The organism is Viridibacillus soli, assembly GCF_016612995.1.
Lineage (GTDB): Bacteria > Bacillota > Bacilli > Bacillales_A > Planococcaceae > Viridibacillus > Viridibacillus soli.
In genome coordinates, this window is the sequence record NZ_JAEOAH010000029.1 from 65,999 (window position 1) to 80,212 (window position 14,214).

Below are 14,214 nucleotides of genomic sequence, written 5' to 3' on the forward strand. Positions count from 1 at the left end.
GACTATATACGTTTGTTGCAAAATTCACAAAAAATGGATTAGATTTATTTCAAGGCCATTTTCCTCTCTACTATCTTTTCCTATTAATGGATTCAAAATATAAATTGGCCAGTAAATTAGGCCCAATAGTTATCCATTATAGATTTCGACCAATTGGGTTGTATAATATCCCCTTTTGGTAAAAACTCTCGCATAACTGGCTTTATATCGATAATTGGGGACCCATCTATTGCGTCTAATCCCTTTACAATTAACTTTCTATGTTTGACTTCTAACAGCTCTACAATGGTTACACCCAATTTATTCGGTCTATTTTTACCTCTTTGTGCAAAAATCCCGATTTCAGGATAGTCTTTATTGTTTCTTGGATGTCTTGCATCATAATTAATCTTGTCGTCAGAGACTTTATTAAAATAAAAAATAATTTCTAAGTGAGAGAACTCATTAATTCCTTTTAATGATGCTTCATTTATATCTTCAGAAAGTTCAATAGTTGACACAATTGAACCCCAGTGATCATCTTTAATTTCTTTGCGATCATTATTAACAATGGCTATTGGTCTGATTGAGTAGTTCATCGCTACCTCCATATGGTATATTTTTATAGTTATGTTAATTGTAACATAACTGATTCTAGGTAAACTTTAAAATTGAAATAGTTCTATACTCGTTTCACCCGTCTCCATATTTTTCACCGTTATTTGGTTGCTCTTCACCTCATTTTCACCAACTACAATCACATTGCGAATGCCGTCTTTATTTGCACGTTCTAGCGCCTTGCCTAATTTTTTATTGCTCATATCTAACTCTACATTGTATCCCCTTTGTCTAAACTCCGTTGCGACTAATAATGACTCTTTTAATGTATTCATCGGTATGATGTAAAAGTCGATTAATGATGGCTCTAAAGCAGCTGGATCTTTCAATGCTAAAGCTGTGTATATAACATCTAATCCAAATGAAATGCCAACAGTTGAGAAAGATTGATCCGTTCCTAGTAATCCTGCTATTGCATTGTCATATCTTCCCCCGCTGCCGATACTCGATTTAATCGTTTGATCCACTAAAAACAGTTCATAAATCGTACCCGTATAAATTTCTAAGCCTCTTGCTAAGAATGGATTAAAAACACATTGCTCTGAAATTTTCAAATATGCGAGAAATGACATGAGCTTCTTTAATTCCTTTACACCTTGTTCAATATTTTCATTAGCTTTAGTAAATGGCTCAAAATAATAGATGCTTGAATTCTCATCATCTGTTAAAAAGCGCTCGATGGATTCAACTACTGTTAATGATAATCCTAATTCACTGAGCTCCTTCTTAACTGCTTCAACACCAACCTTCTCTAATTTATCAAGCACTAAAATCACGGCACTCATTTGTTCAGAAGGTACTTCAAACATTTCTAACATACCGGATAGTAATTTGCGGTTGTTATATTGAATGGCAATTTTCAAATCTAATTTGGCAAAGGCGGAAAGTGCCATTTCCATAAGCTCTGCTTCAGCAATTTGAGAATCTACACCGACGATATCTACATCACATTGTGTAAATTCACGAAATCGACCTGTTTTGATCGGCCCATCTCTAAAAACCTTCCCGATTTCATATCGTTTAAAAGGCATTTTAATCGTTTGATTCATCGCAATAACTTTTGCAAAAGGAATCGTTAGGTCATAGCGAAGCGCTAAATCTCTTTCACCTCGGTCGATTAATGTATACATCTCTTCTAAAATTTCTGCTCCGCCACCATACTTTGAAGCCATTAGCTCTGTATAATTCAAAATAGGTGTTTCAAGTGGTTTACAGCCGTATTGTATAAATGTATCCTCAAGCGTTCTTCTAATTTTCCGTCTAATCACCTCGGCTTCAGGTAAATAATCTTGTGTTCCTTTAACATTTTGGTAATCCATTTTTCTCATTAGTCATTCCTCCTGTTTTTTAGAAAATAAAAAAACTGCACCAGATAAAAGTGATAGCCTTTATCGATGCAGTTCATTATGAATAGTCTTCCTATACGCGATTTTTATAAATCGGATAGCAAGACTAGATGTGATGATGGAATTGTGATGTGTTACATTGCAATTTTTTCAGTAACATATAATTCACCTCGTATTTGTTTATTACCTTCTCGCAGTAATTAGAAAATTTAAATATTGCCAGTTTTTCTTTTACAAATTGGATTTCCAACTCTGTTGAATTCCTTAAAGATGGATTGTCTTTCTTTTTTCAAACGACTATTGCCTTGTGAAAAGGAGATCTAATTAATAATTCCCAATTGACATATTTTCATCTTTTTTGCTTTTTTTAAAAGAAGAAGACTTACAGCTGAAATTATACCTACTATTCCAAAAAATATCGAAAATAGTATTAGACCTTCTGTAGGGGAACTGAATAACACTCCAGATACAACAAATGATCCAATAGCCATAAATCCTAAAAATATACTCATAAGCATTTTATTATCTTTAAAGATTAAAAAGCCCATTTGAAAAACAACAAATAGCAAAGAACTTATCGTAACAAGTGGGAATATGGGTGCAAATTTTGCTGCATACACAAAATAATCGATCATTAAAATATCTTTAGACGTAACTATTTCACCGTTAATCCAATTAGAAAAGACAGCTGTGTACTTCCATTCTAATGGATGATCTAATATCTGAGCCCCTTCATACCAACTCGCAAGTGTCGTGAAAAATAATACAATTAGAGCGATCAATAATAAAAAAATGGTTTTAAAATTCACTTTAATCACTACATTTTCCAAATACTATCTTTTCGTTATTATCTATTTTTTCTTTTACAAATTGTATTGCAAGTTCGGTTGAATTTATTAAAGATTTTGAGCCCTTCCGCTTTCTAATGCACAACGCTTTGTGAAACTGAGAAAGCGCTGATTTCCATTCACCCACTTCCATTAGACACTTCCCTTTATGCTGCATAGCAAAATCCAATAAATCACAATCATCTATTGGCATTAATTCTTGAATGGCTATATCAAACGACTTTAATGCATCTTCATATTGTCCAGCGTATTTAAATGCCTCGCCTAAACGTATCAGATTAGCAATTCTTGATTTTTTTATACCACTCTCTTCAGCAAGCTTATAACATTTTTCTAGCATACTAATAGCTTGCTTACTATCTCCAGCAATTCGATATAAATTACCAATAGTACCGTATAAAAAAATCTGCTCATTGATTGAATCTGGTTCTATCCTTTTTAATGCCTCTTCAAATTGAAGCAACAGTTCTTTTAATGTTTCATAATTATGGCAGTTTTCACGTAAGTATTGGTTTTTATCAAAATAAATAAAGTCATTTAGACTTAGTAGATTTGATTTTAGTACTGCAATATCTATTAGCTATACCTCCTCAAAAGTTATTCCATATTCATCGCTAGGACTCTCTTCACAAACCCAAGCTTCGCATTAGCATAGGCAGTTTCATTTTCTGGAAATTCTTTTGATAAATTTACTTTTAAATCTTCATATTCCTTTGCCAATTCAGGCTGCGCTATAAGGCGGTCGCGGAATAGTAGATGCTTTTGCCACCATTCTTCTTCAAACTCAACAATATGCACAACATGCGTTTTGATGAGTGGTTCTAAACTTGCAAATTTTGCGATGACTTCTTTACCTTCTATTTTAACCTTCGCTAAATGATAATAGCCTTGCCCTTTTAGTTTTTGAAAATCAAACTTCTGAAAATCTTCTAATTTCCTTACTCCAACAAGGATATCCACTAGCGGCTTTGCTTTTAAACCTGGAATAGCGGTACTACCAATATGCAGAATGTCTACAACCCACTCTCCTAGAATGTTTTGTAAAATGTCCTTTTCACATACAAAGGACTGAGCCCAGCTATCCTCATGTTCGACTATATACACTTCACCTTTTTGCAATCCAGTCATTTCCATCCTCCCTTGTTCTTTAAGACTATATTATAATATTCACCAAAAAAACACTAACATTATTTGTATTTTTTGTTATATGGGATATAGAAAAAGAGCAATTAATCCGTAACATTAAAGGCAAGTAATCGTACATGATACTTTATTGTATAATGACTTGTTTATAGTGTTGCACATATTATGAATAGGAGCACATGACTAAAAATGTTTATCAAGACCTAAATTAAAAAAAGACAAATAAATAAAAGGGCGTTACATATTTTATATGACTAATATGTAACGCTTTTTCCTTTTTATTAAACTAAAGCACCCCGTTCGTTCAACAAGAAAAATGAAGTTTATTCAACAAACGCGCCCGATTGTTGAAGCTATGTTGAATCAACACTTCTATTATTACGGCTATTTTCAATTTCTTTGGTTATGGAAGATTTCTTTCCAGTCGCCCATCTTTCATTTTGAACACACCAAACTTTTGAATTGTTTTGATCAAACTAAATTTTAAAGCTATACGTCAGGACTCTCCTTGAAAAAAATTATTAAAAACATTATTGTTTTACAATAATATTTTATTGATTGACAATAATATTTTATTAATTTAGAATAATATGTAATATAAGGAGGTGATTTCTAATGAATCTTTTTACCAAGACCGTCCTAAAATTTTTATCAATTATGTCGCTAATTGCTCAAGTTTTATGTACGTTTGCTGGGTTAATGCTATTATTTGGGGCTGGAGCTTTATTGTTAGTACCAAACGGAGTCAAAAAACAATTGCTACAGTATAACTCAAACACAAACCTATCAGTATGGTTTTTAGTACTTTCTTGCTTAATCGCGCTAGCAATCATTGCTTGTTTATTTATCATTATGTACGCTCTACACAAAATGATTGGTAATATTTACGAACAACACTTCTTTGTTTCTCGAAATCTTACATACCTAAAACTAATCTTAATCTCGATTACTAGCTTTACCGTTTTGGACTTCATTAGTCAGCTGCTATTTGCGCAAGTACATGCGTACAATGTCATTGATATTTTTCCAAATTCTTGGCCAAGTTTAATAGGAAAAATTCTTTTGTTATCCATCGTTTATACGCTTTATGTGGTTTTTAAATACGGCATATCTTTACAAGACGATTCTAACAACGTGATTTAGGTGGGAGCTCCTAATGATAAAAATTAATCTAGATCGAGTAATGCTAGAAAGAAAAATTTCTTCAAAAGCGTTAGCAGAAAAAATTGGAATTACCCAAGTTAACTTATCAATACTAAAAACAGGTAAAGCGCGTGGTATTCGCTTTGCCACATTAGAAAAAATCTGCCAGACATTAAATTGTCAGCCTGGTGATATACTCGAATATGAAGAAAAAACTGACATATAACAAAACAATTGTTATATGTCAGTTTTCAACTATTCCGCAATATGGCCCGAATGTTGAAGACAAGATAAACAACACTCTTCATACAGATGTCCTCTTGTTTCTAAATATGATTTCATTTGCTGATATAGATTTTCGGCATCCTCTTTGGATTCGCACATGATTACAAAGTCGTCTGCGTATCTTGCAACCACATATTTACCTCTGTTTTCATATGCAATTTTAACCCCTCGTTTAACTTGTCTATATCTTATATTCAATAGACTTTCTAGGCAATGTAAAGCTATATTTGCTAGTAGAGGAGAGACATGCCACCTAGTTAAATAAAACCATTACTTTACAAGTTGAATTCATTTCAATATATATCCCACATTTTTAATGTATAGTTAGAGTAAATTGCACTAATAGAATGTAAGTTGGAGGAGATGTACAATGAGAAGAATTATTTTATCGACTGAGAGTGGGGCCGATTTGCCGGAAGTTTTAGCGGACAAACATAATGTACAAGTGATACCGATGCACGTAATCATGGATGGTCAAGATTATTTAGATGGTCATCTATCCGTAAATGAAATTTATAATTTTTATGATCGCACAAAAAAGATACCATCTACATCTGCCACTAATGTCCATGAGTATCAGGCGTTTTTCAAGAAAATTAGAAAGGATTTTCCTGATAGTATCATTATTCATATTGGTTATACGTCAAAGGCATCTTCTTCCTTTCAAAATGCGTTAATAGCAGCGGAAGATTTAAAGGATCTTTTTTTAATTGATGCTTTGAACGTTACAGGTGGATTAACTGCAGTTGTGATGTATACTGTTACTTTGCTAGAGAAAGAACCAAGGATTGATCCTGTTCACTTAATAGAAAAAATCGAATCAAAGGTTCCTAAATCAAGGCTTGCTTTCATTCCTGGTAGCTTAGATTTTTTAAGAGCAGGTGGACGAGTAAGTAATTTAGCTTATCTCGGAGGTGCTTTGTTGAAAATAAAACCATGCATTGAATTAGTAGAAGGAAAGCTTGTTTCAACTAAAAAATATCGTGGAAATATGAGCACTGTTGCTGAAAAATTAATGCGTGATTATTTAAATCAATATGACATTGATAGACAACAAATTTATTTTATATTCTCAATCGGACTCAGTGAAAATATCAAGCAACGGATAAATGAAATGGCAAATGAAACTGGATTCAAAAATATAACTTGGATTCAAGCCGGTGCTATGATTTCTACTCATTCTGGTCCTGGAGGATTTGGGATTGCAGGAATAGAAGTTTAACCTTGTATACAGTACATTGAAAATCTAAAAAGGCTTCATCGATAAGAAGAAGCCTTTTGTCTTATACCACTTTATTTAGGTATAGAGTAAAGAAAATGCGAATTTACAACAATAAGGAAGTTTCAACCAATAAAAAAAGTACCTACCTATGTCAGTTTCTTGTTCAACTAACGCACCTCGTTAGTTGAATAAGAAAAGTGAAGTTTATTCCACAATTGCGCCCGATTGCTGAATAAGATTTTTTTAACATATTCTTAAGGACTTTGCCCCGGTGTAAAAAACGTTGGAGCGTAATCTACATTTTTAAGCCATATATGCTCTTGACCATTTAAAGCATTTTTTACCCATACATCACCTTTAGTTTGCTCTGCTATCTTTCGAAACCAAGTAAGGTAAGGTCCAACAACTTGAGGATCTTCGTCAAGTTCATTCTTCCCTGGAAATGAGATTTGTTTTTGCTCTCCTGTTCTTATGTTTATAGCGTAAAGTGATGTGAACATAGTTGGCACAGGTCCTTCTTTCCACTCCTTGTTTTCTTTTGCACGAGCTACAATTACAAAATCTTTAGAGTACCATTCCAGATCAAGGTCTACAAATCCTTTAGGTGTGTATTCTTTTTGTTGTTTAAATATTGGGATTTCGGCAATCGTCATTCTCTTGTTTTCAACGAAAAATCTTCCTTCTCCTGAAATATAAGCCAATTGATTGGCAGAAGGAGCCCACTTAAACCAGTCTTTAAACTCTAACATTTTTCCCACTGCTTGAAAGTGTTTTCCTTGTGATGATAATACACTTAATGTATTACTGTCCATGGACCAAGAAGCTGTAGGGACAACTAAAAAGCTAACCCACTTCCCATCAGAACTCCACTTAAAATAATTGGCATCAATCCCAAACAAGTCAGGTTCTTTAGTTTGAATCGTATAAAAGGGCTTTATTTTATCTCTAGCAAGATTTGCATCTACTGGAATTCTATAAAGTGGGATTGGGCTCCATCCTGTAGGAAGTAAGTTGGATTGTGAGGAAACAATAAATTCTTTCCCGTTCGGAAACCATTCAAAACCACTAACGCCTAATGAGACATTTTCAAATCCTTGCGGCCGGCCATTCTTTATTTTTGTCACATTTAATAGACCTTGATCATTGTAGGCCAACTGATTTTTGTTCGGGGACCATTTAAAGTCAGATGTTACGACCCTTACGTAAGGTTGGTAGCTTTCTTTTTCCTTTGTATCATAAATGAATAAATCCGATTTTTCTCCCTTTTCATCACCATCAATAAATCCAATGAAACGACCGTCATATGACCATTTCGGAGTATACACATACCGGTTCTTCGTAAGTTGTATTTCTTGACCACTCTTTTTGAGCCATAACTGATGATCACGGATAAATACAGCTGTTAGTGGGACTTCTGCACTTGCTATCGACGAAAAATGAGAACAGATGAGAGTGAGTAGTAATAAAATCCGAATTCTCACGTCAATCCCTCCTACTAAAAAGATTTAACAAATCATATTTTGCCCAAATTAATAACAACTATCCGTATTCAACAATATGGCCCGATTGTTGAATACAAGTTAAACAACACTCTTAAACTAACCTCCCCTTTAGTTGAACAAGATATCTCAATAAGCAAGTCTCTTTGAAAGATAATACTGTTGATTATCTTTATTAGGATGTTCTTCTATTACACCAACTACTTCATAACCATATTTTTGATAGAAAGTTGGGGCTTGAAAGCTAAATGTATCTAGTTGAATGAGTTTGCATCTATTCTCTCTTGCAATTTGCTCCATATTATCTAATAACTGTTTTCCATATCCTTTTCCTCTAAGAGATTCATCAACCCATAAGAAATCAATATGTAAGTTATACCAAAAAGTCGTTCCTGTAATGCCACCTAAAATTTTATCATCTTCATCTCTAAGGATAAAGCCAATATTTTTGACTGGGTGTTTTACATCATCTGGTAGTTTAGAAAGATTGTGTTCAATTACCTTTTTACGAATATAATCACTGTCTTCTTGATTCCATTGCTGAGTTATTTTCATAATTTTCCCTCCATATAAGTTTTTGAATAAATATTTCATCACACAAAATTACTTGTATTTACAAATAATTCATTTTTGCTTATTGAAGAAAACTGCCTCGTTAGTAAAATATCAATATGTCTATATTTCGATAGAGTTGGCAATAATCCCTTTAATAATAACTTTTTAGGAGGTAAAATAATGCTACTGTCAAAAGCATGGGAAGCATTTGAATCTGACAAACGAATTGAAGGCTTTTCCCCACAGACATTGAAAGCTTACCGACTCCAAGCGTCATTACTAATTAAGTATTTTAAGGATATAGCAATAACAAATTTAGAAACAAATCTACTGAAAGAATATCTTTCGGTTTCAGGGAAGCATTTAAAACCATCTAGCCTTTCACATAGAATTCGCTTTATGAAGTCTTTGTTTCGTGTTACCTACAGATGAATCCCGCCTCCAAAATTAAAGAGCCTAAAGTGGGAAAACGAATACCAAAGTATTTATCTGAAAAGGAAATCGAACTTCTTCGTGAAGCTTGTCATTCAGAAATGGAGAAAGCGATGTTTGAGTTTATGGTCTCTATAGGGTGCCGAATTGGGGAAATTGTTTCGTTGGAAAAGAACGACATTAATTGGTCCAATCGATCTGCGATAGTAAGAGGAAAAGGTGATAAGGAGAGGGAAGTTTATTTTAATATACGGAGCGAAATATGGCTTAAACGCTATATTGACAATCGAAATGACACTGATCCAGCCATCTTCGTGACTGAAAGACATCCTCAACTCAGACATAGTTACGCCACCCATTTATTAAACAATGTTGCGCCTATTGAAGTAATTCAAAGTCTGATGGGGCATGAGAAAAGCGAAACCACTCGGATCCATGCTCAACTAAGCGGGAGACTTAGAAAAGAGTTTTATCATACCTTATTTAATACTTTACTCATATTGTTCATTAGTTTGCTGTAGCGTGTAAACACGCTACAGCTTGTTTATGATACGATTTACATAAATTACATAAAGAGGTGATGATATGGAAAACAATACGTTAGTTTGTAAGGCTTGTGGTAATGATTCCTTCGCACAAGGTGAATTAGGCGGATCTATGGCAAATGTAAAGCCCATTAAGCTCGATATGCTCCATTTTTCGAGTTCACCACTAATTTTGACTATTTGTACGAATTGCGGAGAAGTAGCTTCAATGAAAGTTAAGAAACCTCAAATGTTCATATAGTCCTTTATATTTTATATTTAGGGTCACTTCCAGCCGAGTGATCCTTTATTAGTTTCTTTCTGATACGATCTATTAGCAGCCAAATAAATCCACTGCCTTGAAAAAATCCATCACTTCTTTTTCAGCTTCATCTACTGAACGGTTTTTAAGTTCCATTTCTGCGAATTTAACTTTTTTAGTTTCAGCCAAATTTATAGCCCCTTTCTTCTGCACAAAATCTTTCAGATATTCAGTCAATATAGTGATAAATTTAAAATTTAACTTTGATATATCTGTTTAAAATAACCTTCTATCCCTTCTTCAACTATCCTGCATTGTTTAGCACAAGAAGCGACTGCTATAATTGAACAATCGCACCCGTTAAATTATTAAGAAAAGGAATAACACTAGTATCTGTTATTTCGCTTGCTTTTCTGTAAGCATTCCAAGAAGGTGAATCTTCACTACTAGTATAAGAACCTCTGTCTGCCATTTTTTCGATTAATTTTAACAGTTCTTTTTCATCCATTGTTATAAACTCCTATGAAGTTATTTATCTTAATATAGCATCTCTTATGTAACTAAACTGCCCGTTAGTTGAAAAAAGTACGATAATATTTTTCGTTATTATACACCTATTACCCCATAAACTTCATTAATATTATCTGTATTCAAAATAAAAGCTGAGCTAAAGAATAATCTTTAGTTCAGCTTTTATTCTATTCATTATAATGTTGCACATTCTATAGAAATGCTGTTATATAAGTCTATAATCTAACTTCTTGACTTCTAATAAAAAATAATGATTGCGCTTTTCTTAATCCTGTTCACATAACACAGTTTGACTAAAGCTAAAAAGACCAGTTTCAAGTGAAGTCCTACCATTTGCATCAAAACATTCGTCGATATCCTGCATATTCTTTTTATGAATACTATACCTTTTCACAGTAGCTAAGCTAATGAGCAACATAAAGACAATGAACACAATACTTATGATGACTGTTTTACGCTTCATAACGCCCTCTCCTTTATTTAAAAGTTAAGCACTTATAGTTTTCTGATTGTGCTTAGATCGACTTAAACCTCTCAGCCACTTTTGAATATAGACAAAAAGAATATAGCCAATCATCGCGCCTGCTGTAAGCAAAATCACGTCATCCACATCTGCTCTTCCTATAGAAAATAGGAATTGTATTACTTCAATTATAATACTAGTCACTACAGCCAGTTTGAAAATGCTTTTTGCATGGCGAAAACGTTTTATGAGCACTGGTAATAAAAGTCCAAGCGGAATGAAAATCACCATATTTCCAAATAAATTATAGAGAATAATAGATGTATTCATTTCCCCAAAACTCGTTAAATAACTATAAATTGTATTAAACGGAATAAAATTTGTATTAAAACGCCATCCACTATAATCAAATAACATGCCACTGTTTTGGTCTGAAAAAACAAATGGGTTGAGTGGTTCTCCATAAACTTTATAAATCAATACTAAGTCAATAATACGATCGATTATTAGCTTATGTAGTGCAACAATAACGTAAAAACTAAATAACATCCATCCAATTACTTTCCATGAACGATAATGAGGAATAACCGTTTCCTGATAGCCCGTGTGCAGTATCTCAACTTGACCGAAATCCTTCAATACTTTCTTCGTAGCTTCATCTTCTGCCAAGCCTTTATTCATATAGTCAGCCTTGGCAGTATATAAATGGTCACGCATCTCTTCCACAATATCCTCTTTATCCTGATTACTACAATCGAGATCACCTACTATGCTTCGAATGTAGGTCTCAATGGCTTGATCCATGCCATCCCCTCCGAACATACGTTAATAAGTGAATTTATTTGACTCCATTCTTTTAATTTTTTCTGAAGTTCTTTTTTTCCATCTTCCGTAATTTGATAGTATTTTCGTCTACTGCCCGTGTCAGGTGTTTGCCAGTAAGAAGTTAGCCAGCCTTTTGTTTCGAGCCTTTTCAATGCAGGATACAAAGTTCCCTCGCTCATATTGTATAATTCACTGCTATTTACTTTTAGTGACTTCACCATTTCATAGCCATACATATCCTGCTTCGCCACTAGCGATAGCAACAGGATATCAATACTGCCCTTCATAATTTCCTTATCCATAATTACCACCATCCCCATTTTTAGTTAATAACATCTTATCACGATGTACATCGTGTTACAAGGTAAATTGTTGTAAAAAATGCCAATTGGATCGATCCGCTTGATAATGGCTTCTTTATAGTTGTCCTTTCTTTTCTAAACACCGTCTTGCTACCTCATTTATAACAACGATTTTTTCGGTATTGGTCTATTCTGTCATAATATCTTCTTACTACTAAGAATCATATAAGCCCAGAAATTCCAAACAACATAAATTCAGGAGTTTTCTTTGGAAAATAACGCTTTGAATAATAATAGTAAAACACTATAAGTAACTAAAAAACGATATTAAAAGATGGACTTTTCTGTTAACTTGGTATATATTTAAGAGGAAATATTCCCCTTATTATTATTTTGCGTCCGCTAATTTTAGCTGGCGTTTTTTTTATGTGGATATTAGATTAACTAAACTCCTGGCTTTCTTTTAACTATTATGCATAAGAACCATTGATCGATTATTATAAAATAAATAATATTTACTTAAAAGTAGGATCTAAGATTAATAGGAATTATCCACTAGAGAACTAATGGCCAGTAATTAATTATTTTAGTACATGATGAAGTGCTAAAATTACGCAGAGCAACTGTTTTCCTAGGTTCTTTATGTCCGAGATAGCCCTATAAATCTATATTTCTTTTTTCTACCTTTACTCATAACACAACTTGGTATTTTCAATCCAACAATTTTCTTCTACCAAATTATTATCATTGCTCTTTAAACTAACCATCACTTTATACTCTCTGGCTTTTTCAAAAATTACTTCTTGTGAGTTCTGTAATTTGATGTGCAGTCTGTTCTCCCTTACCAAAACATCTTCAAAAACAATTTTTAACATCTCAAAATCAGTATTTGAAAATTTACCACTAATAGTGATCTTTTTTATACCACCAATGTTATTTTCCGCTGCATTTGGCAGCATATATTTCTCCATATAATCTCTTGTTTTTTGATTTTTCATTTGTTGAAAACCAATTTGCAATGGAACACCTTGAAAGAAATCCAAATAACTATTTCGCCATGGTAACGTTTTTGAGAATAAATTAAAAAGGAATTTTATCTTCAAGCTTTCTGGTTTCGAGATAGATACCCCTTTGGTCTGTAATTCAGTACTTAACTTATCTATATCTGCTACATCAAGCATTAAACATATCAGGCCCCGCTCACCTCTGTTAAAAGCACTTACCCAATCTGACTTCCATCCTCCTCCATCTTTCTTCAATATGCTAATCATTTCGAAATACTCTTTGCCTATCCAAATATTTGATGCTTTAAAACCTTTCGTCCCTTTTCCTTTTTTCGGTTCATAAGGTAAACCCAATTGACGAATTGCAGTAACTTGTTCTCCCTCTACTTGATAATTTCTGTCCACATTTATAACTAAATGATCAATTTTCATCTAACATTCTCCTTTTTAAGAAAATAAATTAACGAAAAACCAAACACTCAAACCCAAGTATTCAACGTTGACTATTGGAGTATTTTTTTCTCCCTCTAAAAAGAGGGAGCACTTTTCAATCTAATAGCTCTAATATATTCTCAATAAGTGTGATTTGTTGTCTGACAATATTGATCATGTTATCAGAAACCAAATGTACCATTGACGGCAATTCCCCATCTAAATATTTTTTCTTAATATCTATACCACTCTCTAATGCCTTCAACTCTTTAGTTAACTTCTCTAATTGTTGCTCCAAAGCTTCACGTGATTGCTCTGTAGGCAATTTATCTATAAAAGATAATCCAGAATAAAGAGCTGTTGGGTATGGTACAGAAGATGATTGAATTGCTTTAAATATCAACTCTTGAAAATATGACTTGCCTTTTTCAGTAATTTTATATATAGCTTTTTGTCGAAAACCTGTTTGTTCTATTCGCTCTATTTCTATATAGTTATCTTTTTCAAGTTTTTTCAACGCATGATAAATTGATCCAACCAGTACACCTGACCACCGCTCAACATCATTTTCTTGTAGCATCATCTGTATATCATAACCAGACATTGGGCGAATATCTAACATTCCTAAAACAAGTAGTTGCGTCAAAATAAATACCTCCAAAACACATACTCTACGTTGAGTATTTTACATTTGAACGATAATTTTGTCAATAACAGTAAAAAGAAACCCTACTTAATGAGAGGCCACTGAAAAACTTACGTTTTTAACTATGAAATTGTTTTTTGAATAAAAATAAGGCA

General features: G+C 33.2%; 17 protein-coding genes and 2 pseudogenes. 5 read left to right on the forward strand and 14 right to left on the reverse strand.

From position 1 onward, the window contains the following. Positions 1-116: 116 nt before the first annotated feature. From tsaA to JFL43_RS16440, 5 genes are all read right to left on the reverse strand, one after another. A complete protein-coding gene (gene tsaA, locus JFL43_RS16420; RefSeq protein ID WP_200749879.1) occupies positions 117-578 on the reverse strand; it encodes a tRNA (N6-threonylcarbamoyladenosine(37)-N6)-methyltransferase TrmO in 462 nt (153 codons plus the stop codon). A 66-nt stretch (positions 579-644) separates the two neighbouring features. Next, a complete protein-coding gene (locus JFL43_RS16425; protein ID WP_325166698.1) occupies positions 645-1,925 on the reverse strand; it encodes a histidine--tRNA ligase in 1,281 nt (426 codons plus the stop codon). 338 nt (positions 1,926-2,263) lie between these two features. Next, a complete protein-coding gene (locus JFL43_RS16430; RefSeq protein WP_200749880.1) occupies positions 2,264-2,773 on the reverse strand; it encodes a DUF4306 domain-containing protein in 510 nt (169 codons plus the stop codon). Continuing rightward, positions 2,754-3,254 carry a tetratricopeptide repeat protein gene (locus JFL43_RS16435; protein ID WP_200749881.1) on the reverse strand — a complete coding sequence of 167 codons (501 nt, stop codon included), beginning with the start codon at positions 3,252-3,254 and terminating at the stop codon, positions 2,754-2,756. Before JFL43_RS16435 ends, JFL43_RS16430 begins: the two co-directional genes overlap by 20 nt. A 134-nt stretch (positions 3,255-3,388) precedes the next feature. Then, positions 3,389-3,919 carry a GrpB family protein gene (locus JFL43_RS16440; protein ID WP_100797685.1) on the reverse strand — a complete coding sequence of 177 codons (531 nt, stop codon included), beginning with the start codon at positions 3,917-3,919 and terminating at the stop codon, positions 3,389-3,391. Between the two features lie 630 nt (positions 3,920-4,549). Here JFL43_RS16440 and JFL43_RS16445 point away from each other — a divergent pair. Both JFL43_RS16445 and JFL43_RS16450 read left to right on the forward strand, forming a co-directional pair. Then, positions 4,550-5,077, forward strand: coding sequence for a DUF2975 domain-containing protein (locus JFL43_RS16445; RefSeq protein ID WP_200749882.1), 528 nt, complete (start codon positions 4,550-4,552; stop codon positions 5,075-5,077). A gap of 13 nt (positions 5,078-5,090) precedes the next feature. Continuing rightward, positions 5,091-5,303 (forward strand): helix-turn-helix domain-containing protein, encoded by a 213-nt coding sequence (locus JFL43_RS16450; protein ID WP_200749883.1) that lies wholly within the window; start codon positions 5,091-5,093, stop codon positions 5,301-5,303. A gap of 29 nt (positions 5,304-5,332) precedes the next feature. Here the strand turns inward: JFL43_RS16450 and JFL43_RS23545 are convergent. Beyond that, a pseudogene (locus JFL43_RS23545) lies at positions 5,333-5,602 on the reverse strand (hypothetical protein); the annotation flags it as partial. Between the two features lie 130 nt (positions 5,603-5,732). On the opposite strand from JFL43_RS23545, the gene JFL43_RS16460 reads away from it, so the two are divergent. Next, complete coding sequence (locus JFL43_RS16460; protein ID WP_200749884.1) at positions 5,733-6,584, forward strand: DegV family protein; 852 nt, start codon at positions 5,733-5,735, stop codon at positions 6,582-6,584. A 254-nt stretch (positions 6,585-6,838) separates the two neighbouring features. Here JFL43_RS16460 and JFL43_RS16465 read toward each other — a convergent pair whose 3' ends face one another. Continuing rightward, positions 6,839-8,065, reverse strand: a complete 1,227-nt coding sequence (locus tag JFL43_RS16465) for a TolB family protein (RefSeq protein WP_200749885.1) — start codon at positions 8,063-8,065, stop codon at positions 6,839-6,841. 147 nt (positions 8,066-8,212) lie between these two features. Then, positions 8,213-8,638, reverse strand: coding sequence for a GNAT family N-acetyltransferase (locus tag JFL43_RS16470; protein ID WP_200749886.1), 426 nt, complete (start codon positions 8,636-8,638; stop codon positions 8,213-8,215). 180 nt (positions 8,639-8,818) lie between these two features. Here JFL43_RS16470 and JFL43_RS16475 point away from each other — a divergent pair. Then, a pseudogene (locus JFL43_RS16475) lies at positions 8,819-9,591 on the forward strand (tyrosine-type recombinase/integrase). 64 nt (positions 9,592-9,655) lie between these two features. Beyond that, the gene (locus JFL43_RS16480) at positions 9,656-9,856 is read left to right on the forward strand and encodes a hypothetical protein (protein WP_200749887.1); all 201 of its coding nucleotides are present in this window, start codon (positions 9,656-9,658) and stop codon (positions 9,854-9,856) included. 337 nt (positions 9,857-10,193) lie between these two features. Here the strand turns inward: JFL43_RS16480 and JFL43_RS16485 are convergent, their stop codons facing one another. The 6 genes from JFL43_RS16485 to JFL43_RS16510 all read right to left on the reverse strand — a co-directional run bounded on the left by JFL43_RS16485 (position 10,194) and on the right by JFL43_RS16510 (position 14,059). Then, positions 10,194-10,364: a hypothetical protein gene (locus tag JFL43_RS16485; protein ID WP_200749888.1), complete on the reverse strand. Its 171-nt coding sequence runs from the start codon at positions 10,362-10,364 to the stop codon at positions 10,194-10,196. A gap of 288 nt (positions 10,365-10,652) precedes the next feature. After that, entirely contained in the window at positions 10,653-10,850 is a 198-nt protein-coding gene (locus JFL43_RS16490) for a hypothetical protein (RefSeq protein ID WP_100797702.1), read from the reverse strand. Between the two features lie 24 nt (positions 10,851-10,874). Continuing rightward, positions 10,875-11,654, reverse strand: a complete 780-nt coding sequence (locus tag JFL43_RS16495) for a VanZ family protein (protein ID WP_200749889.1) — start codon at positions 11,652-11,654, stop codon at positions 10,875-10,877. After that, positions 11,618-11,977 carry a PadR family transcriptional regulator gene (locus tag JFL43_RS16500; protein ID WP_100797704.1) on the reverse strand — a complete coding sequence of 120 codons (360 nt, stop codon included), beginning with the start codon at positions 11,975-11,977 and terminating at the stop codon, positions 11,618-11,620. The genes JFL43_RS16495 and JFL43_RS16500 overlap by 37 nt, the downstream gene beginning before the upstream one ends. A 686-nt stretch (positions 11,978-12,663) precedes the next feature. After that, positions 12,664-13,413 (reverse strand): hypothetical protein, encoded by a 750-nt coding sequence (locus JFL43_RS16505; RefSeq protein ID WP_200749890.1) that lies wholly within the window; start codon positions 13,411-13,413, stop codon positions 12,664-12,666. A gap of 115 nt (positions 13,414-13,528) precedes the next feature. Next, positions 13,529-14,059: a PadR family transcriptional regulator gene (locus JFL43_RS16510; protein WP_234447845.1), complete on the reverse strand. Its 531-nt coding sequence runs from the start codon at positions 14,057-14,059 to the stop codon at positions 13,529-13,531. Positions 14,060-14,214 lie beyond the last annotated feature (155 nt).

Coding starts and splice junctions, on each gene's coding strand:
- tsaA (WP_200749879.1), bottom strand. CDS start 578: ATGAACTACTCAATCAGACCAATAGCCATTGTTAATAATGATCGCAAA.
- JFL43_RS16425 (WP_325166698.1), bottom strand. CDS start 1,925: ATGAGAAAAATGGATTACCAAAATGTTAAAGGAACACAAGATTATTTA.
- JFL43_RS16440 (WP_100797685.1), bottom strand. CDS start 3,919: ATGACTGGATTGCAAAAAGGTGAAGTGTATATAGTCGAACATGAGGAT.
- JFL43_RS16445 (WP_200749882.1), top strand. CDS start 4,550: ATGAATCTTTTTACCAAGACCGTCCTAAAATTTTTATCAATTATGTCG.
- JFL43_RS16450 (WP_200749883.1), top strand. CDS start 5,091: ATGATAAAAATTAATCTAGATCGAGTAATGCTAGAAAGAAAAATTTCT.
- JFL43_RS16460 (WP_200749884.1), top strand. CDS start 5,733: ATGAGAAGAATTATTTTATCGACTGAGAGTGGGGCCGATTTGCCGGAA.
- JFL43_RS16470 (WP_200749886.1), bottom strand. CDS start 8,638: ATGAAAATAACTCAGCAATGGAATCAAGAAGACAGTGATTATATTCGT.
- JFL43_RS16480 (WP_200749887.1), top strand. CDS start 9,656: ATGGAAAACAATACGTTAGTTTGTAAGGCTTGTGGTAATGATTCCTTC.
- JFL43_RS16485 (WP_200749888.1), bottom strand. CDS start 10,364: ATGGATGAAAAAGAACTGTTAAAATTAATCGAAAAAATGGCAGACAGA.
- JFL43_RS16490 (WP_100797702.1), bottom strand. CDS start 10,850: ATGAAGCGTAAAACAGTCATCATAAGTATTGTGTTCATTGTCTTTATG.
- JFL43_RS16495 (WP_200749889.1), bottom strand. CDS start 11,654: ATGGATCAAGCCATTGAGACCTACATTCGAAGCATAGTAGGTGATCTC.
- JFL43_RS16500 (WP_100797704.1), bottom strand. CDS start 11,977: ATGGATAAGGAAATTATGAAGGGCAGTATTGATATCCTGTTGCTATCG.
- JFL43_RS16505 (WP_200749890.1), bottom strand. CDS start 13,413: ATGAAAATTGATCATTTAGTTATAAATGTGGACAGAAATTATCAAGTA.